This is a genomic window from Nocardia sp. NPDC019323 (assembly GCF_044389845.1).
GTDB lineage: Bacteria > Actinomycetota > Actinomycetes > Mycobacteriales > Mycobacteriaceae > Nocardia > Nocardia implantans.
Genome location: NZ_JBIRYN010000009.1, coordinates 1 through 18,187 on the forward strand (window position 1 = coordinate 1; position 18,187 = coordinate 18,187).

Annotated in this window: 15 protein-coding genes and 1 pseudogene; 5 read left to right on the top strand and 11 right to left on the bottom strand. The window is 68.7% G+C overall.

All coding sequences use genetic code 11. The annotated features are described in order from the left end of the window. The 7 genes from acs to ACH49X_RS27420 all read right to left on the bottom strand — a co-directional run. Positions 1 to 1,484 (bottom strand): acetate--CoA ligase (acs, locus tag ACH49X_RS27390; protein WP_357208641.1); only part of this gene is annotated, 1,484 nt, incomplete at its 3' end. A gap of 51 nt (positions 1,485 to 1,535) precedes the next feature. After that, positions 1,536 to 3,173, bottom strand: a complete 1,638-nt coding sequence (locus tag ACH49X_RS27395) for a cation acetate symporter (protein WP_357208639.1) — start codon at positions 3,171 to 3,173, stop codon at positions 1,536 to 1,538. Then, complete coding sequence (locus ACH49X_RS27400) at positions 3,170 to 3,526, bottom strand: DUF485 domain-containing protein (RefSeq protein WP_195083349.1); 357 nt, start codon at positions 3,524 to 3,526, stop codon at positions 3,170 to 3,172. Before ACH49X_RS27400 ends, ACH49X_RS27395 begins: the two co-directional genes overlap by 4 nt. 161 nt (positions 3,527 to 3,687) lie before the next feature. Next, on the bottom strand, positions 3,688 to 5,442 hold the full coding sequence (locus ACH49X_RS27405) for a cation acetate symporter (protein WP_195083348.1): 1,755 nt from the start codon (positions 5,440 to 5,442) through the stop codon (positions 3,688 to 3,690). Between the two features lie 697 nt (positions 5,443 to 6,139). After that, positions 6,140 to 6,505: a hypothetical protein gene (locus ACH49X_RS27410; RefSeq protein ID WP_357208638.1), complete on the bottom strand. Its 366-nt coding sequence runs from the start codon at positions 6,503 to 6,505 to the stop codon at positions 6,140 to 6,142. Further along, positions 6,502 to 7,299 (bottom strand): LytTR family DNA-binding domain-containing protein, encoded by a 798-nt coding sequence (locus ACH49X_RS27415; RefSeq protein WP_357208636.1) that lies wholly within the window; start codon positions 7,297 to 7,299, stop codon positions 6,502 to 6,504. Before ACH49X_RS27415 ends, ACH49X_RS27410 begins: the two co-directional genes overlap by 4 nt. 271 nt (positions 7,300 to 7,570) lie before the next feature. Beyond that, on the bottom strand, positions 7,571 to 8,767 hold the full coding sequence (locus ACH49X_RS27420; protein ID WP_357208635.1) for a histidine kinase: 1,197 nt from the start codon (positions 8,765 to 8,767) through the stop codon (positions 7,571 to 7,573). A gap of 254 nt (positions 8,768 to 9,021) precedes the next feature. On the opposite strand from ACH49X_RS27420, the gene dnaE reads away from it, so the two are divergent. Next, the gene (gene dnaE / locus ACH49X_RS27425; protein ID WP_195083345.1) at positions 9,022 to 12,570 is read left to right on the top strand and encodes a DNA polymerase III subunit alpha; all 3,549 of its coding nucleotides are present in this window, start codon (positions 9,022 to 9,024) and stop codon (positions 12,568 to 12,570) included. Positions 12,571 to 12,866: 296 nt separating this feature from the next. Next, entirely contained in the window at positions 12,867 to 13,526 is a 660-nt protein-coding gene (locus ACH49X_RS27430) for a hypothetical protein (protein ID WP_357208634.1), read from the top strand. Between the two features lie 82 nt (positions 13,527 to 13,608). On the opposite strand, the gene ACH49X_RS27435 is transcribed toward ACH49X_RS27430, so the two are convergent. Both ACH49X_RS27435 and ACH49X_RS27440 read right to left on the bottom strand, forming a co-directional pair. After that, positions 13,609 to 13,797: a hypothetical protein gene (locus tag ACH49X_RS27435; protein WP_357208633.1), complete on the bottom strand. Its 189-nt coding sequence runs from the start codon at positions 13,795 to 13,797 to the stop codon at positions 13,609 to 13,611. A gap of 350 nt (positions 13,798 to 14,147) precedes the next feature. Beyond that, complete coding sequence (locus ACH49X_RS27440) at positions 14,148 to 14,420, bottom strand: hypothetical protein (RefSeq protein ID WP_357208632.1); 273 nt, start codon at positions 14,418 to 14,420, stop codon at positions 14,148 to 14,150. Positions 14,421 to 14,858: 438 nt separating this feature from the next. Between ACH49X_RS27440 and ACH49X_RS27445 the strand changes: the two genes are divergently transcribed. The 3 genes and pseudogenes from ACH49X_RS27445 to ACH49X_RS27455 all read left to right on the top strand — a co-directional run. Beyond that, on the top strand, positions 14,859 to 15,752 hold the full coding sequence (locus ACH49X_RS27445; RefSeq protein ID WP_357208630.1) for a helix-turn-helix transcriptional regulator: 894 nt from the start codon (positions 14,859 to 14,861) through the stop codon (positions 15,750 to 15,752). Beyond that, positions 15,749 to 15,961 carry a DUF397 domain-containing protein gene (locus tag ACH49X_RS27450; RefSeq protein WP_357208629.1) on the top strand — a complete coding sequence of 71 codons (213 nt, stop codon included), beginning with the start codon at positions 15,749 to 15,751 and terminating at the stop codon, positions 15,959 to 15,961. Before ACH49X_RS27445 ends, ACH49X_RS27450 begins: the two co-directional genes overlap by 4 nt. 20 nt (positions 15,962 to 15,981) lie before the next feature. Further along, positions 15,982 to 16,202, top strand: a pseudogene (locus ACH49X_RS27455) (DUF397 domain-containing protein); the annotation flags it as partial. Between the two features lie 120 nt (positions 16,203 to 16,322). Here the strand turns inward: ACH49X_RS27455 and ACH49X_RS27460 are convergent. Next, positions 16,323 to 17,522 carry a Cmx/CmrA family chloramphenicol efflux MFS transporter gene (locus ACH49X_RS27460; protein ID WP_357208628.1) on the bottom strand — a complete coding sequence of 400 codons (1,200 nt, stop codon included), beginning with the start codon at positions 17,520 to 17,522 and terminating at the stop codon, positions 16,323 to 16,325. A gap of 69 nt (positions 17,523 to 17,591) precedes the next feature. Further along, positions 17,592 to 18,164, bottom strand: a complete 573-nt coding sequence (locus ACH49X_RS27465) for a TetR/AcrR family transcriptional regulator (RefSeq protein WP_195082670.1) — start codon at positions 18,162 to 18,164, stop codon at positions 17,592 to 17,594. Positions 18,165 to 18,187 lie beyond the last annotated feature (23 nt).

The following is an 18,187-nucleotide window of genomic DNA, read 5'->3' on the forward strand; positions in this document are numbered from 1 at the left end:
TGGTCGGCGAAGCGTTCCCAGTAGGTGGTTTTGTAGCGTTCGGGATCGCCCCAGATGCCGCGCAGCATCGACGGCCACGGCTGATCCAGCACGAGCAATCCGGAACTGTCGCGGCCGAGTTCGCCGCCGTCCTCGTCCACCACTCGCGCCGAGACGCCCGGCAGCGGGGTCATGGCCGCGCCCGGTTTGGCGGCGGTGACGCCGGGCAGCGGGGAGATCATGATGGCGCCGGTCTCGGTCTGCCACCAGGTGTCCACGATCGGCGTGCGGCCGGCGCCGATGACCTCGCGGTACCAGCGCCACGCCTCCGGGTTGATCGGCTCGCCGACCGAACCGAGCAGGCGCAGCGACGACAGATCATGACTGTCGGGAATGCTCCTGCCCCATTTCATGAAGGTGCGCACCAGCGTCGGCGCTGTGTAGTAGATGGTGACGCCGTATTTTTCGATGATTTCGAAGTGGCGGTGTTCGGTGGGGGAGTTGGGTGTGCCTTCGTAGACGATTTGGGTGGTGCGGTTGGCGAGGGGGCCGTAGACGATGTAGCTGTGTCCGGTGACCCAGCCGATGTCGGCGGTGCACCAGTAGATGTCGTGTCCGGGTTTGTGGTCGAAGACGTTGTGGTGGGTGTAGGCGGTTTGGGTGAGGTAGCCGCCGGTGGTGTGGAGGATGCCTTTGGGTTTTCCGGTGGTGCCGGAGGTGTAGAGGATGAACAGGGGGTGTTCGGCGTCGAAGGGTTGGGGTTGGTGGTGGGGTGAGGCGGGGGTGACGGTGTCGTGCCACCACAGGTCGCGGCCTTCGGTCCAGGGGACTTCGATGCCGGTGCGGCGCACCACCAGCACATGCTCGACGCTCGACGTCCCCTCACCCAGCGCCTCGTCCACCCCGGCTTTGAGCGGCGCCGCCGCCCCGCGCCGCCACTGCCCGTCGGTCGTGATCACCAGACGCGCGCCGGCGTCGTCCACCCGCTGGCGCAGCGCGGTGGGGGAGAATCCGGCGAAGACGACCGAGTGGGTGAGTCCGAGGCGGGCGCAGGCGAGCATGGACACGATGGCCTCGGGCACCATCGGCATGTAGATCGCCACCCGGTCGCCCGCGACCAGGCCCAGGTCGGTGAGCGCGTTGGCGGCCCGGCAGACCTCGTCCCGCAACTGTTCATAGGTGATCGCGCGCGAGTCGCCGGGTTCGCCTTCCCAGTGGATGGCGACCTGGTCGCCGTGTCCGTCCAGGACGTGGCGGTCCACGCAGTTGTAGGCGACGTTGAGCTTGCCGCCGACGAACCACTTCGCCACCGGCGCTTCGCTCCAATCCAGCACCTGGGTCCACGGCTGCTCCCAGTGCAGCCTGCGGGCCTGTTCGGCCCAGAACTCCAGCCGATCCGACCGCGCCCGGTCGTACAGCGCCGCGCTCGCGTTCGCCTGGGCGGCGAACTCCGCGGCGGGCGGGTAGGCGGTGGTGTCGCGGTCATCGGTGGTTGCGCTGGTCACGCGAGATCTCCTAACGAAAGAACAGGGGGGACGAGGAATGCCGGGCAGTGCTCAGTGCACCACCGCCTTCTCGGCGCCGACGCCGGTGAGCGAGCGGACCTCCATCTCCGCGGCCTTGGCCGGATCCTCGGACCTGCCGCCGACGAAGGTGCCGATGATGCCGAGCGCGAACGCCAGGGGGATGGAGACGATGCCCGGGTTGGACAGCGGGAACCAGTCGAAATCCGAGCCGGGCAGCATGGCGGTCTTGCTGCCGGACACCGCGGGGGAGAACACGATCAGCACGATCGTCGAGATCAGGCCGCCGTACATGCTCCACAGCGCGCCGGTGGTGTTGAACCGCCGCCAGAACAGCGAGTACAGGATGGTCGGCAGGTTCGCCGACGCCGCGACGGCGAACGCCAGCGCCACCAGGAAGGCGACGTTCTGGCCGTTGGCCAGGATGCCCAGCGCGATGGCCAGCACGCCGATCACCACCGCGGTGATCCGGGAGACCCGGACCTGTTCGCGCTCACCGGCTTTCCCGCGCTTGATGACGTTGGCGTAGATGTCGTGGGCGAACGACGCCGACGCCGTGATGGTCAGGCCTGCGACCACCGCGAGGATGGTGGCGAAGGCGACCGCGGAGATCACGCCGAGCAGCACCACGCCGCCGAGTTCGAAGGCCAGCAGCGGCGCGGCCGAGTTCTGCCCGCCGGCGGCCGCGAGGATGCGATCCGGCCCGACGATCGCCGCCGCGCCGTAGCCGAGGACCAGGGTGAACAGGTAGAACGCGCCGATCAGGCCGATCGCCCAGACCACCGAGCGCCGCGCCTCTTTGGCGGTGGGCACGGTGTAGAAGCGCATCAGCACGTGCGGCAGGCCCGCGGTGCCGAGCACCAAGGCCAAGCCGAGCGACAGGAAGTTGAGCTTCGAGGTCTCGCTGCCGCCGTACTGCGCGCCGGGGGCGAGCACGTCACGCGCGGCGACGGCCTTGTTCGCCGAACCGGAAACCGCTTCCTGCGCGGAACCGAGGATCTCGGAGAAGTCGAAACCGAACTTGGCGAACACCATGACGGTCATCAGCGCCGCGCCGACGATCAGCAGCACCGCCTTGATGATCTGCACCCACGTGGTGCCCTTCATGCCGCCGACCAGCACGTACACGATCATGAGCACGCCGACGACGGCGATGACGACGGATTGGCCGGTCTTGTCGGTGACGTCGAGCAGCAGCGCCACCAGACCGCCCGCGCCCGCCATCTGCGCGAGCAGGTAGAACAGCGACACCGTCAGCGTGGACAGCGCCGCGGCGGTGCGTACCGGGCCTTCTTTCAATCGGAAGCTCAGCACGTCGGCCATGGTGAATTTGCCGGTGTTGCGCAGCATCTCGGCGACCAGCAGCAGCGCCACCAGCCAGGCGACCAGGAATCCGATGGAGTAGAGGAATCCGTCGTAGCCGTAGACCGCGATGGCGCCCGCGATGCCGAGGAAACTCGCGGCCGAGAGGTAGTCGCCCGCGATGGCGACGCCGTTCTGCGGGCCGGAGAAGCCGCGCCCGCCGGTGAAGTAGTCGGCGGCGGTGGCGTTGTTCCGGCTGGCCCGGATCACCACGATCATCGTGAAGACGACGAAGACGCCGAAGATGGCGATGTTGGCGACCGGGTTGCCGACCGTCGCCGCCGCGGCGTAGGTGTGCACGGTTTTCACGCTCGGTCTCCCTCGAGGTAGCCGCGGATGGCCGCCGCGCGCGGATCCAGCTCCCGGTTGGCGAACCGGACGTAGAGCGCGGTGATGGCGAAGGTGGATACGAATTGGCCGAGGCCGAGCAGCAATCCGACGTTGATCTCGCCGAACACCGGGCGGCTCATGAAGTCGTGGGCGTACGCGCCGAGCAGCACATAACCGAGGTACCAGAGCAGGAACAGCGCGGTCATCGGAAACACGAAGCGGCGCAGGCGCGTTCGCAGTTCCTGGAATTGGGGGCTCGCCTGGACTTCGGCGAATTCTGCTGCGCTCGGCGCTCGCCGCGGTGCGGTGTCGTCGAGTTCGGTACTGGTCATGATGGTCCTACCAAGTGACGTGGCTTACTTCTCGTGGACGGTAAGTCAGACCACAGGGGCGTCAGTAGGCTGTGGTGTGGGTCACTCCGTGAAGGTGTCCGAATCTGCGGTGAGCGGTCGATCCGGCGCGACGAACGGTCGGAGGTTGCGAGAGCCGTCGTTCAGTCCGAGCGGAGACTGCGCTCCCGGTCCGCGCCCATGCCCAAGCGCTCCGGCGCGTGCATCCGGACGAAGATCCGGCTCACCGTCCTTGCGCCGAGGCCGCGGGTGCGCGAGCTCACCAGCACCATGGTGGCGAACGCCAGCGGCACGCTGATCGCCGCCGGATAGCTCAGCAGCGCGGCGGGCCAGCCGCCCGCCACTTCGTCGGAGAAACCGCCGGTGACCGAGACGGCGGTCGCCGCGCCCGCCGCGAGCCCGCCCGCGATCAGTCCGGCCGCCGCGCCCGCCGCGGTCAGTCCGCGCCACCAGATGCCGAGTACCAGCAGCGGGCACAGCGTGGAGGCGGCCACCGCGAAGGCCAGGCCGACGGTGCGCGACAGGTCCAGCGACACCACCGTCAGCGACAACGCCAGCGGGACGGACCCCGCGACCAGCGCGGCCGTGCGGAAGTCCCGGATGCGCCCGCGCAGCATGTCGGTGCTGAGCACGCCCGCGATGCTCACCAGCAGCCCCGACGAGGTGGACAGGAACGCGGCGATCGCGCCCGCCGCGGCCAGCGCCGCCAGCAGCTGACCCGGCAGGCCCGCGACCACCGCCCCCGGCAGCAGCACCACCGCGGCGTCGGAGGTTCCGGTGATCAGCAATTGCGGCACGTACAGCCGGGCGAAGACGCCCAGCAGGACGGGGAACAGGTAGAACAACCCGACCAGGCCGATCACCGCGAGCGCCGTCGTGCGCGCGGCGCGCCCGTCGGGGTTGGTGTAGAAGCGCACCAGTACGTGCGGCAGGCCCATCGTGCCGAGGAAGGTCGCCAGGATCAGCGAATAGACCTGGTAGGCCGGATGCGGTCCGCCCAGGCCGCCGCCCGGCGCCAGCCAGCCCGCGCCGTCGGCGGGAGCGCCCGCCACCACCGGCACCGCGGACCCTGCCTCGAGCACCAACCGCGTCCCGGCCGCCAGCTCGTGCGTGCCGGGTGACAGCGGCACCGGGCCGTCGACGGCGCGCTCGTCGAGCGTTCCCGTGATCGAGACCTGCTGTGGCGCGTTGACCCGGACCACCACGTCGGTGGTCACGTCGACGGTCGTGCGTTCGGACACCACCGGCGGGGCCGGCGCGCCCAGTTCCCGCTCGTCGGCGAGGAAGTGCCCGAGCAGCACCAGCGCGGGGAGGGCGACCGCCGTCAGCTTCAACCAGTACTGGAACGCTTGGACCAGCGTGATCGAGCGCATCCCGCCGCCGACCACGTTGGCGATCACGATCGCGCCCACCGCCACCGCGCCCACCCAGTCCGGCACTCCGAGCAGGATGTGCAGCGTGAGGCCCGCGCCTTGGAATTGTGGGATCAGGTACACCGCGCAGATGAGCACCACGACGGTGGCCGCGAGCCTGCGCAAACGCACCGAGCCCAAACGGAATTCGGCGAAGTCGGGCACCGTGTACGCGCCGGAGCGGCGCAGCGGGGCGGCGACGAACAGCAGCAGCGCCAGGTATCCGGCGGTGAACCCGACCGGGTACCACAGCGCGTCCGCGCCGTACTTGGCGATCAACCCGGCGACGCCGAGAAACGAAGCGGCCGAGAGGTATTCACCGGAGATCGCGGCGGCGTTCCAGCGCGGCCCCACACTGCGCGATGCGACGAGGAAGTCGGAGGTGGTGCGCGCGAGCCGCACACCGTAAGCGCCGATCGCGACGGTCGCCAGCGCGGCGAGGATCAGCGCGGCCACCGTCAGCGTGGTCGCCGTGCCGGAGGTCATGGCGTGCCTCGGGACCGGGCGCGGTATCCGGCCCCCGCGCCTCGGCCGGCTGGCGTGCGAAACGGTGCGAGGAGCGACGCGTCCCGCACCGTCGGTGTGGTCGGACCGCGCGTGCCCGGTCGGCGCGGGCGCAAGATCCGCCAGTCGCCGCTTGGCGTCCGGCATTCGCGCGCGCGGGCCACGGCGGTCGCTCGGCCGGTGGCGGGGAGTCGGACCGGTCGCACGTTCGGTCCCCGGCCGATCCGAGGAAGACCCGTTCGTCGCGTTCGGCCAGGCCACCGCATGTTCCGGACGGGAAGCGCCACCGGGGTCAGCGTGGGGTCGGAGGTCACCGCGCGGCCGTAGGAAGGTCGGCCGCATGCGCGCGGTATGGCGGTCCACGCGGCCCCCCGGCGGATGGGCGTGCCGAACGGTGCGGGGAACGAAGCGCCAGACGATGTTCGCCGCGCCGGCCAGCTCCCGCCGGGCGTCCGGGACGGGCGGGGGCCGCTCGCGGGGTGCGGAGGCGCATGCGTCATGTCTGTGCTGGTGAAGCCGGTCTCACGGCGGCACGCGGATCGCTCCTGTCGAATCCCGGTCGCGGACGCGCCGCGTGTGTTCCCGGCGCAGGTTCGCGGACGCGCCGAGTGGCGTACCCGGCTCGTCCCGCTGCTGCCGCAGGGCATCGACACGGACGGGATTCGGGTGGGGTGCACGATCAGTCCTCGGCCAGTTCGAGGAAATCCTGTTCGTTGCGTTCGGCCAGGCGCACGTAGGTGCGGCCGATCAGGAACAGCAGCGGGTAGACGGCGCCGCCGAGCAGCAGCCAGGGCAGCCGGATGCCCAGCACCGTGACCGAGCCGATCGAACCGGCGCGGAACAGCACGGGCAGCGCGCACAGCAGCGCGATGGTCACCAGGCCCACGCGCAACGCGAGCCCGAGTTGCGCGCGGATCAGACCGCCGATGAGCGCCTCGCCGAACTCGGTCTGCTCGGTGACCTCGACCCGCGTGCGGATCCGCCGCGCGCCGCGTCGCTCGGACAGCACCACGCGCTCGCGCACCGGACGCGGCGGCGTGGTCACTGATTGCCCCAGTGTTGCCGGGGCCGGCGCACCAGCCGCTGCTTCAGCTCGCGCACCTGTCTTCGGCTGACCGGCAGTTCGACCGCCTGCGCGTCGCCCTCGGCCCGCAGGCACACCACGGTGCCGGAACCCACCGCGCGCAGTCCGGTGACCATCCGCAGCGCCACCAGATACGAGCGGTGCACCCGCAGGAAACCCGCGTCGTGCCAGCGAGCCTCCAAGGCGGACAACGGGATCCGCACCAGATGCGATCCGCGGCTGGTGTGCAGCCGCGCGTAGTCACCGTCGGCTTCCACCCAGCTCACGCTCGTCCTCGGCACCAGCGTCGTCACCCCGCCCAGTTCCACCGGAATGACCTCGCTCGGGTCGGCGCGCTCGTCGGCGGCGGCCTGGTGCGGCGCGCTGCGAGCGGCGGCGATCCGCCGCACCGCCTCGGCGAGCCGCGCCTCGCGCAGCGGCTTGAGCAGGTAGTCGACCGCGCCCAGGTCGAACGCCGCGATCGCCCGATCGTCGTGGGCGGTCACGAAGACCACGGCGGGCGGATTGGCGAACTCGGACAGGATGCCCGCCAGCTCCATGCCGTCCAGGCCGGGCATGTTGATGTCCAGGAAGACCGCGTCGACCGGGTGGGCGCGCAGCACCCGCAGCGCGCTGGTGGCGTCGCCCGCCGCGTGGATCTCCCCGATCTCGGCCCGCGCGCGCAGCAGATACACCAGCTCGTCCAGAGCGGGCTTCTCGTCGTCCACGGCGAGCACGCGCAGCGCGCCCGCCGGTTTGCCGGTAACGCGGGTCACAGTCGCTCCATCGTAAAGCTCTCCCGCCGGGCCGCCGACCGGGCGTCGTCAGCGTGCCCCGGCCTGCTCCGGGTACCGCTGGCTGTCCTTCGACCGGATGCGGTCGTGGTTCCCGCTCGCGTGGGTCGGCCTGCTGGTCGGGTGTTCGTCGTGGGCGTGAGCCGGGCATCGCGTGGGCTGGTCTGCCGGCCGGTGTGAGTCGTGCTTTCGGCGTGCGTGGGCTGAGCGGTGCTTGGTTGGCCGCCGCCGGGTGGGGCCGGGCACGCCGATCTCACGGCCGGATGCCCGCGCGGAACTTGGGGACGCGCAGGCTGACTTTCGTGCCCGCGCCCGGCGCGGTTTCCACGACCAGGCCGTAGTCGTCGCCGAAGGCCGCGCGCAACCGGTCGTCGACGTTCGCCAGGCCGACGTGCGCGGCCTCCCCGGAGCCCGCCGGGCCGGCGCCGGTGTCGACGGCGTCCAGCGCGCCGGAGCGCAGGAGGTCGGGGTCCATGCCGACGCCGTCGTCCTCGACGCTGATCACGCAGTCGGTGCCCGCGTCGGTGGCGACGATGCTCACGGTGCCGCCGTTGGCGGTGCCCGCCAGCCCGTGCCGCACCGCGTTCTCCACCAGCGGCTGCAGCGCGAGGAAGGGCAGGACCACGCCGAGCACCTCGGGCGCGATCCGCAGCCGCACCTGCAGGGCGTCGCCGAAGCGGGCGCGTTCCAGCGCCAGGTAGCGCTCGATGTTGCGCAGCTCGTCCGACAGCACCGTGTACTCGCCCGCGGCGCGGAAGGAGTACCGGGTGAAGTCGGCGAATTCGAGGATCAGCTCGCGGGCCCGCGCCGGGTCGGTGCGGACGAACGAGGCGATGGTGTTGAGCGCGTTGTAGATGAAGTGCGGGCTGATCTGCGCCCGCAGCGCGCGCACCTCGGCCCGGTCCAGCCGGGCCCGCGACGCGTCCAGTTCGGCCAGTTCGAGCTGGCCGCAGGCGTACCGCGCCACCTCGGCGACCGCGCCGAGCCGCCCCGGCCCCGGCTGTCCGGTGCTCACGACGCCCAGCACACCGGCGACGCCGTTGGATTCGACCAGCAGCGGTTGGGCGATCAGGGTGCGCCCGGCGTGCTCGCCGCGCCCGGGTCCGGCTACGAGCACCGGACGCTCGCCCGCGACGGCGCGTGCGGCGGCTTCGGCGAAGTACTCGGCCAGTTCGGCGTGCGGCCCGTCCCAGGCGAGCAGCGCGCCGTCCGCGTCGGCCAGCGCGAGCGCCTCCGCGCCGGTGAGCGCGCGCAGATGGGGCGCGGCTTCCCTGGCCGACTCTTCGGTCAACCCGCGCCGCAGCGGGACCGCCGCCAGCGACGCGGTGTGCAGCGCCGAATGCACCGCCCGCTCGGCGGGGGTGGTCACCACCCTGCGGGTGCGCGACCAGATCAGCAACGCACCGGCGATCAGCGCCGCCGCGACCACGACGGCGAGCGCGGTGGTCATGGCGGGCCCCGGCGCGCGGATGTCATGGGCCGATTATCGCGGTGGGCGCGATCGCCAGGCATGGCGGCGGGCCGATCCCGACACTCGCGGGAATCAGACGCTTATGCGGCGAGTCGCCAGGACGCGCCGGTGATCTTTCCCACCGACACGCCGCAGGCCCGAGCGGCGCCCGCGCGCCGGTCAAAAGCAGTCGGTGCGCCCGCCTAGAATCGGTCCAGCCAACCCCCGTCGAGACCTTGGGAGGAAGGACCGTCTTGGCCGCCTCGTCCGGATCGTTCGTCCATCTGCACAACCACACCGAGTACTCCATGCTCGATGGTGCGGCCAAGATCTCGCCACTGTTCACGGAGGCGAAACGGCTCGGGATGAACGCGGTCGGGATGACCGACCACGGCAACATGTACGGCGCGTCGGAGTTCTACAACTCGGCCAAGAAGCACGACATCAAGCCGATCATCGGCATCGAGGCCTACATCGCGCCCGGTTCCCGGTTCGACACCAAGCGCGTGCAGTGGGGCGATCCGAGCCAGAAGGGCGACGACGTCTCCGGCTCCGGCGCCTACACGCACATGACGATGGTCGCCGAGAACGCCACCGGCCTGCGCAACCTGTTCAAGCTCTCCTCGCTGGCCTCCATCGAAGGTCAGCTCGGCAAGTGGGCGCGCATGGACGCGGAGATCATCGCCCAGTACGCCGAGGGCATCATCGCCACGACCGGCTGCCCCTCCGGCGAGGTGCAGACCCGCCTGCGCCTCGGCCACGAGCGCGAGGCGCTCGAGGCCGCCGCCAAGTGGCAGGAGATCTTCGGCAAGGAGAATTTCTTCCTCGAGGTGATGGACCACGGCCTGTCCATCGAGCGCCGGGTCCGCGAGGGACTGCTGAACATCGGCAAACAACTGGGCATCCCGGCGCTGGCCACCAACGACTGCCATTACGTCACCAAGGATCAGTCCGCCAACCACGAGGCGCTGCTGTGCGTGCAGACCGGCAAGACGCTGTCGGACCCCACGCGGTTCAAGTTCGACGGTGACGGCTACTACCTGAAGTCGGCCGAGGAGATGCGCGCGCTCTGGGACGCCGAGGTGCCCGGCGCGTGCGACAACACGGTGCTGATCGGCGAGCGGGTCCAGTCCTACGACGAGGTGTGGGCCTTCAAGGACCGCATGCCGGTCTTCCCGGTTCCCGAGGGCGAGGACCAGGACTCCTGGCTGCGCAAAGAGGTCGATCGCGGCTTGGCGCGCCGGTTCCCCGGTGGGGTGCCCGAGGAGTACTACACCCGCGCCTACTTCGAACTCGACGTCATCAAGCAGAAGGGCTTCCCCGCCTACTTCCTCGTCGTCGGCGACCTGGTCAAGCACGCGCGGGAAGTCGGCATCCGGGTCGGCCCGGGCCGTGGTTCGGCGGCCGGTTCGCTGGTGGCCTACGCCCTCGGCATCACCAATATCGACCCGCTTCCGCACGGCCTGCTGTTCGAACGGTTCCTCAACCCGGAGCGCCCGTCCGCGCCCGATATCGATATCGACTTCGACGATCGCCGTCGCGGTGAGATGGTCCGCTACGCCACCGAGAAGTGGGGCAGCGACCGGGTCGCCCAGGTGATCACCTTCGGCACCATCAAGACCAAAGCCGCGATCAAGGACTCCGCGCGCGTCCAGTTCGGCCAGCCCGGTTTCGCCATCGCCGACCAGATCTCCAAGGCGCTGCCGCCGCCGATCATGGCCAAGGACATCCCGCTTTCGGGCATCATGGACCCCGATCACGAGCGGTACAAGGAAGCGGCCGAGGTCCGCGAGCTCATCGGCAGCAACCCCGATGTGGCCAAGATCTACGAGACCGCGCGCGGCCTCGAGGGCCTGATCCGCAACGCCGGTGTGCACGCGTGCGCGGTGATCATGTCCTCCGAGCCCTTGATGGACGCGATCCCGGTGTGGAAGCGGCCCCAGGACGGGGCGATCATCACCGGCTGGGACTATCCGTCCTGCGAGGCCATCGGCCTGCTGAAGATGGACTTCCTGGGCCTGCGCAACCTCACCGTCATCGGCGACGCGCTGGACAACATCAAGGCCAACCGCGGCATCGACCTGGACATGGACAACCTGCCGCTGGACGACCCCGCGACCTACGAATTGCTTTCGCGCGGTGACACGCTCGGCGTCTTCCAGCTCGACGGCGGTCCGATGCGCGACCTGCTGCGCCGCATGCAGCCCACCGGCTTCAACGACATCGTCGCCGTGCTCGCGCTGTACCGGCCCGGCCCGATGGGCATGAACGCGCACAACGACTACGCCGACCGCAAGAACGGGCGGCAGCCGATCAAGCCGATCCACCCCGAGCTCGAGGAACCGCTCAAGGACATCCTCGCCGAGACCTACGGTCTGATCGTCTACCAAGAGCAGATCATGTTCATCGCACAGAAGGTCGCCTCCTACTCCATGGGCAAGGCCGACGCGCTGCGTAAAGCCATGGGTAAGAAGAAGCTCGAGGTGCTGGAGGCCGAATACAAGGGCTTCCACGAGGGCATGACCAACAACGGCTTCTCCGAAGGCGCGGTGAAAGCGCTGTGGGACACCATCCTTCCGTTCGCCGGTTACGCGTTCAACAAGTCGCACGCCGCCGGCTACGGCCTCGTCTCGTTCTGGACCGCCTACCTCAAGGCCAACTACCCGGCCGAATACATGGCGGGCCTGCTCACCTCCGTCGGTGACGACAAGGACAAGGCCGCGGTCTACCTGTCCGACTGCCGCCGCCTCGGCATCACCGTGCTGCCGCCGGACGTCAACGAGTCCGAGCAGAACTTCGCCTCGGTCGGCAAGGACATCCGTTTCGGTCTCGGCGCGGTGCGCAACGTCGGCGCGAACGTCGTCGCCTCGATCATCCAGGCGCGCAAGGAGAAGTCGAAGTTCACCGACTTCTCCGACTATCTGAACAAGATCGACGCGATCGCCGCGAGCAAGAAGGTCACCGAATCGCTGATCAAGGCGGGCGGATTCGACTCGCTGGGGCATCCGCGCAAGGGCCTGATGCTGATCCACTCCGACGCCATCGACGCCGTGATGGCCACCAAGAAGGCCGAGGCGATGGGTCAGTTCGACCTGTTCGGCGGCTTGGACGCGGACGAGTCGGTGACCTCGGTGTTCAACGTGAAGGTGCCCGACGAGGAGTGGGAGTCCAAGCACCGCCTCGCGCTGGAGCGGGAGATGCTCGGCCTGTACGTGTCCGGGCATCCGCTCAACGGCGTGGAGCATGTGCTCGCCGCGCAGGCCGACACGCAGATCCCCGCCATCCTGGAAGGCGACATCAAGGACGGCACCCAGGTGACCGTCGGCGGCATCCTGGCCTCGGTGAACCGGCGGATCAACAAGAACGGCCTGGCCTGGGCCTCCGCCCAGCTGGAAGACCTCACCGGTGGCATCGAGGTGCTGTTCTTCCCGCAGGCGTACTCGGTGTACGGGATGGACGTCGTCGAGGACGCCGTGGTGCTGGTCAAGGCCCGGGTCTCGGTCCGCGACGACCGGATCTCGCTGATCGCCAACGATCTCGCCGTCCCCGACCTGTCCGCCGTCGGCGTGGCCAAGCCCCTCGCGGTCACCATCACCACCCGCATGTGCACCCCGGACAAGATCGGCGAACTCAAGCGGGTCTTGTCCAGGCACCCCGGCACGTCGGACGTCCATATCCGCCATGTCGGCGCCCGGGACAAGACCACGCTGCTGAAGCTCGACGAACGCCTGCGCGTCTCACCGTCCTCGGCCCTGATGGGCGACCTGAAGGCGCTGCTCGGCCCGGGCTGCCTGGCGAGCTGACCGCGCATCGACGAGATCGCTGCCATCGCAGCGCTGATCACTGACCGCGGTGGCGGCCGTAGGTTCCGCCGCGCTGAGACTGGGGTCCCGGGCCGATCTGTGCCGCCAACCGTCGGTGTCTCACCTGGCCGACGTCGCCGGACCCGGCCAACGGCTCCGCCTGATCGAGGGCCGCCTCGGAATCTGTGTCACCGAAGCGAACCGCGAGGATCGACTCGATGTCGACCACCAGGTGTTCTGCGGAACATCCGCATAGTCACGGCTACCGAACCGGCGGATCGTGGCAGCCTTGCCGGATGGACTATCGCGGATTGTTGCGCAATGTCAGACTGCGACCTGGCATGTACTTCGCCAGGTCCGAGCTGGGATACGACAAGCTGGTCGCCTTCGTCACCGGCGTAGACATCGGCAGCCAAGGCTCGATGCTGGCCGGCTTCCGTGAGTTCTTGATCCTGCGACTGGACGGTGGCAACAATCTCAGCTGGTCCGGACTCGTCAGCCGAATCTGCGTCCCCGACGCGGCTCGGCCGCTCGACGGCCATGATGAACAGGCGGCCGTCGACGGACTGTTCGACTTGCTCGATGAGTTCCTGGCCGAAACGGCCGATCATCGCGCGAGGACCCGGATCCACCATGAGTACTTCCGGTGGCTCCAACGGCAGAGCTGGTACACCGATCCGGAGCGAATCCATGCGTCTCCTACTTCGTCGTATATCCCGTTGGACGAAGCGACGACACGATTCGGGTTGGATAGATCCGCCGTGTTCGATCTGATCGCATCCGGAACATTGCGGCCTGATAGGTTCGGCGCGCAGCTGTACGTGTCCGAGAACCATCTGTCCGAGGTTGTGGCCCACCTGGCGGCGGGCCGTGCGCGGTCAGGAAGCGAGGCACTGCTCGATCGGGTCGAGACTGGCGGGGGAGACGACGACGTCACCGGCTTCGGCGTTCAGTAGCTTCCAGTCGTGTGGTGACGCCGGTTCGCGCAGGAGGCGCTAGCCCGCTCGTGTGGCCCGCCTGGCTGCGGGCCGCGCGCGGTCAGGAGTCGAGCCACTGCTCGATCTGGGCGAGGCTGGCGGCGCAGACGATGACGTCGCCGTGTTCGGCGTCCAGTAGCTTCCAATCGTGTGGTGAGACCGGATCGCGCATCATGCGGTAGCCCGCTCGCGTGGCCCGGTCGGTGAGTTCCGGGAGCCGTCCGATCGAATCTTCTTCGGCGTCGCTCATGAGGGGTCGCTCCATCGGCGGTTTCGGCGGGTGGAATCCGGTGTGATGCGCCCGGCGGCTACCAGTGCGGCGAACGCGGCGCGCTTGCGGGGGCAGTCGTGCTCGCGGTGCAGCTGCATGGCCTGGTGGGCGGTGGTGACGGTCAGCGGCTGGGTTGGTGTAGCGCAGGTCCACGCTTCCGGCCACTGGAGTGTGCGCGAATGTGTTTGTCTGCCAGCGGAATTACGTCTAGGTGTGCGTCGGCGTGGCAGGTCGGACGGCCATACGCACCCCACGCCGAGCAGCGCCGCGCCGCAGGCGGCGAAGACCGTCACGAGGGTGGACAGCAGGGTCCCGATATCCACCCTCGCTCACCGCTGGCAGCCGTCGCCCGAACCGGCGCGCAGGTCCTCGGCGAGCTTGCTCAACCCATCGAGGACCTGCTGGAACGTCCGGGGTTCCGGCGCGCCGTCGGCATAGGCCGGGTGCTCGGTGTGGTCGATGGGGAAGGCGATCCCCCGCCGGTGGGCGCGTTCGCGCGGGCTCACCTTCTGCGGCACGATCCGGCCGCGCCGCACCAAGGTATAGAAGGCGACCCACTTCCACGCGCACCGATCGATCCGGCACTCCCGATGCCGCCTCATCTGCCGATGCGCCGAATCAACCTCGGCTGCCTCACAAATCCGCGGCGGCGCGACAACAACGCCCCTCACCCTCTCGTCCAAATCTCCATATCCTCTCCCGCCCGCCTGGGCGGTGACGTCGAGTGGCACATGGCTGCGGCATTTCGCGAGAAGAGGTCTCCGCCATGTGCCGTTGATCTTGATATGCGCTGGCCGCTTGGTCGGCTGCTCCCGGCGAAGGCGGGCGTCCGCAGGATTCGGACTTGTGTGGCGGGGAGGCTTCCCTGTTGCTCAGCCATGCGGCTATGTTGCTGCAGGCCAACAGCATTCGGGCTCGGAAAACGGACGGTCCGATGAAGTCGGCCATTCACGCAGAGCCCGGACCGGTCTACACATAGTTCGGCGTCCGAACCGGACCGGGTTCTGGGCCGTTTCGGACCGAGCAGGGGAAAGGGGGCGATGGGGAAGGACGATCAGCCTGGTTCGACATTGCCGCGCAGGCAACTCGGGCGGGCATTGCGGGAGGCGCGAGAAGGGGCCGGGTTCACCCTCGAGCGTGCCGCGCAGCTCATGGAGATGGGCAAGACCTCGGTCGGCAGGATCGAGAAGGGGCAGAACGACAAGGTGAGGCTGCGTGATGTGGAGGCGTTCGGCAATTTGTACGGACTTGGTGAGGATCAGATCGAGCAGTTGAAAGTCCTTGCGCAGCAAACACCTACGAAATCGTGGTGGCAGGCATCCCGCCAATTGTTCCTGCGTGGATTTCACACGTATTTGGGGCTTGAATCCGGCGCATCACAGCTGTCCTTCTATCAGCCCATGATTGTTCCAGGTCTGTTGCAGTCGTCTGAGTACGTGAAAGCTGTCGAGAGGCCGTTCTTACCCGGAGATACCCAAGAGGACGTCGACAGCCGCGTTGCACTGCGACTGCAACGCGCGGCAATCTTGACCAGACAGCGCAGTCCCATATCGGCTGAGTTCGTGTTGCACGAAAGTGTCCTGCATACGATCGTTGGATCGCCGGCTGTCATGGCTGGGTGTCTGCGGCACGTAGCCGACATGAGCACCTTGGCGAACGTCTTCGTGCGGATACTGCCGTTCACAGCCGGGTTTCCATGGGACGGGACTCCTGTGCTGCCGTACATCATCCTTGACTTCCCGGCCGGAAGCGGCGGGTTCGGGGCGGAGCCGTCGGTTGTCTACACCGAAAATACCATTGGCACAATGTTTTTCGAAGATGATGATGACGTGCGACGCTACCGCGAGATTCACGAAACAATCTGGTGCGTCGCACTGGAGGAACAAGCCTCTCGAGACCTGCTCCGGCAGGTGGCAAGGAGATATGAACGGTGACTATCGACCTATCCGATGCGCAGTGGTTCAAATCGAGCCTGAGCAGCGCCAAAGAAGCGTGCGTAGAAGTGGCTTGGCTCGCAACCGGGTACGTCGGTGTCCGCGATTCGAAGAACCCCACTGGTCAGGCGTTGATATTCGCGCCCGGCCAGTGGGATGCTTTCGCCGCTGGCGTCCGTGGCGGCGAGTTCGACCGGCCGACTTCCTGATCTCAGGCGGACTCGTTGAGATGAACAAGCAGCCAAGACCTGCTCCGGCGGGTGGCAAGGAGGTAGGAGCTGTGACTCTCGATCTGAGCGGCGAACGGTGGTTCAAGTCGACACATAGCGGCACGGCGAACGAGTGCGTCGAAGTCGCCTGGCTCGAGGCAAGCAGGTCGGTGTCCGTGATTCGAAGAACCCGACCGGCCCGGCGCTGATCTTCGAGCCGAACCAGTGGGACGCTTTCGCTGCGGACATCCGTGCCGGCAATCCGACCGATCGGCCTGAACTGGATTCCCGCCCCGAACAACAGCGGCCCTGCACTCGATCAACGCATGGTCGGGCCAGGGCCGCTGCCTACGCACAGGAGTTAACCGTTCACGTCGGCCAGTGCCGGGGTAGCCGTGTCGACCGACGCGCGCGAGATCTCCTTACGTTGCAGAGCGTGGCTGCATGCCACGACAGCGAGGGCGACCAGCCCGAGAACCACGCCGATCCAGGCGACCGCCGTGTAGCCGAGGCCCGCGCCGATGGCCAGGCCGCCGAGCCAGGGACCTGCGGTGATGCCGACGTTGAACGCGGAGATGTTCGTGGCTCCCGCCAAGGTGGGCGCGTCGCCCGCCAGGGTGAAGACCCGGCTGTTCAAGGTCGGGTTGATGCCGAAGCCGAACGCGCCCAACAGGAACGACAGCACGACGACGGGCACGGTGTGTTCCATCGTGACCGCGAGCAGCGCCGAGGTGAGCACGCCGCCGGTGATGCCGACGTACAGGCTGGTGAGCGGGTGATCGTCGGCGGTGCGCCCACCGACGACGATGCCGAGGAACGCGCCGAGCCCGTAGACGCCGAGCACCACCGGGATCCAGCCGTCCGCCAGTCCGGTGGTGCGCGACAGCAGAGCGCCGAGGTAGGCGAAGGTGACCATCAGGGCGGCGATGGACAGCGCGGTGGTGGCGTAGGACAGCCACAGCGCGGGGCGCAGCATCGTGCGCAGTTCGGTGCGCAGGCGCAGCGGCGCGTCGGTGCGTCCGCCGGGGATCTTCGCCAGCACGCCGATGGCCGCGACCGTCGACAGCAACGCGACCGCCCAGAACGCCGCGCGCCAGCCCAGCTGCTGTCCGATCACGGTGCCCGCGGGCAGTCCGATGATGATGGCCAAGGTGAGCCCGCCCGCCACGATGCTCATCGCCTTGCCGCGCGCGGTGGGCGGGACGAGACCGATCGCCGTCGTCGCGGCCACCGCCCAGAATCCGGCGTAGACGAACGCGCCGACCACCCGCGTCGCGAACAGCACCCAGTAGTCGGAGGTCAGCGCCCCGACGACGTGGGAGCCGACGAACACGGCGAGGAAGGCCAGCAGCGCGGTGCGCCGCGGCCAGCGCAGCGTCGCCACCGCCAGCACCGGCGCGCCCACCAGCATGCCCATCGCGAAGCCCGAGATGAGCAGGCCCGCGCGGGGCACGGAGACGCCAAGGTCCCCGGCCATCTCGGTGAGCAGGCCCGCGAGCATCAGCTCCGAGGTGCCCTGGGCGAAGATCGACAGACCCAGGACATAGATCGCCACGGGCATCGGTACCTCCTTGTTTTGTACTGATCTATCCAAAATGAGGGCGCGGCAGAGCCGTCGCCGGATGCGGTCTCAGAGAGCGTCGAGCGCGGTGGTCGCGATGGCGGCGAGCGTTTCGCGGTCCGCGCCGCCGCGCGCGGCCACCCGCATGCCTCCGATCGTCGCGATCACGAAGTGCGCCAAGGCGACCGGGTTCTTGTCCGGTGCGATCTCGCCCGCGCGTTTCGCCGCCTCGAACACGTCGGTCAGCGCGGCTAGGCGTCGCCCCTGGTCGGCGGCGAGCACGGCGGCCAGTTCGGGGTCGCGTGGGGCCAGTTCGATCGTCGAATTGACCACGAGACAACCGAGGGGGTCCTCTTCGGGGGCCTCGACGATCTGCCACAGCAGGGCGCGGATCTTGGCGCGCGCGTCCGACTCGGTGTCGAGCAGGTCGAACGTCGCGGCGTTCTTGGTCGCCATGTAGCGGCGCAGGGCGCGGCCGAACAAGTCCCGCTTGCTGGTGAAGGTGTTGTAGATGCTGCTGCGGCCCAGGCCGGTCGCGGCGCAGAGGTCCTCGGTCGAGGTGGCCTCGTACCCCGCGCGCCAGAACGCCTGCATCGCCGCGTCCACCGCGCGGTCCTCGTCGAAGGATCTGGGTCGTGGCATGAATTCACGGTAGCACAGTTTTG

Bases quoted from the DNA above. Each gene is read 5' to 3' on its own strand.
- ACH49X_RS27400 (WP_195083349.1), bottom strand. From the start codon at position 3,526: ATGACCAGTACCGAACTCGACGACACCGCACCGCGGCGAGCGCCGAGC.
- ACH49X_RS27405 (WP_195083348.1), bottom strand. From the start codon at position 5,442: ATGACCTCCGGCACGGCGACCACGCTGACGGTGGCCGCGCTGATCCTC.
- ACH49X_RS27420 (WP_357208635.1), bottom strand. From the start codon at position 8,767: ATGACCACCGCGCTCGCCGTCGTGGTCGCGGCGGCGCTGATCGCCGGT.
- ACH49X_RS27430 (WP_357208634.1), top strand. From the start codon at position 12,867: ATGGACTATCGCGGATTGTTGCGCAATGTCAGACTGCGACCTGGCATG.
- ACH49X_RS27435 (WP_357208633.1), bottom strand. From the start codon at position 13,797: ATGAGCGACGCCGAAGAAGATTCGATCGGACGGCTCCCGGAACTCACC.
- ACH49X_RS27440 (WP_357208632.1), bottom strand. From the start codon at position 14,420: ATGAGGCGGCATCGGGAGTGCCGGATCGATCGGTGCGCGTGGAAGTGG.
- ACH49X_RS27445 (WP_357208630.1), top strand. From the start codon at position 14,859: ATGGGGAAGGACGATCAGCCTGGTTCGACATTGCCGCGCAGGCAACTC.
- ACH49X_RS27460 (WP_357208628.1), bottom strand. From the start codon at position 17,522: ATGCCCGTGGCGATCTATGTCCTGGGTCTGTCGATCTTCGCCCAGGGC.
- ACH49X_RS27465 (WP_195082670.1), bottom strand. From the start codon at position 18,164: ATGCCACGACCCAGATCCTTCGACGAGGACCGCGCGGTGGACGCGGCG.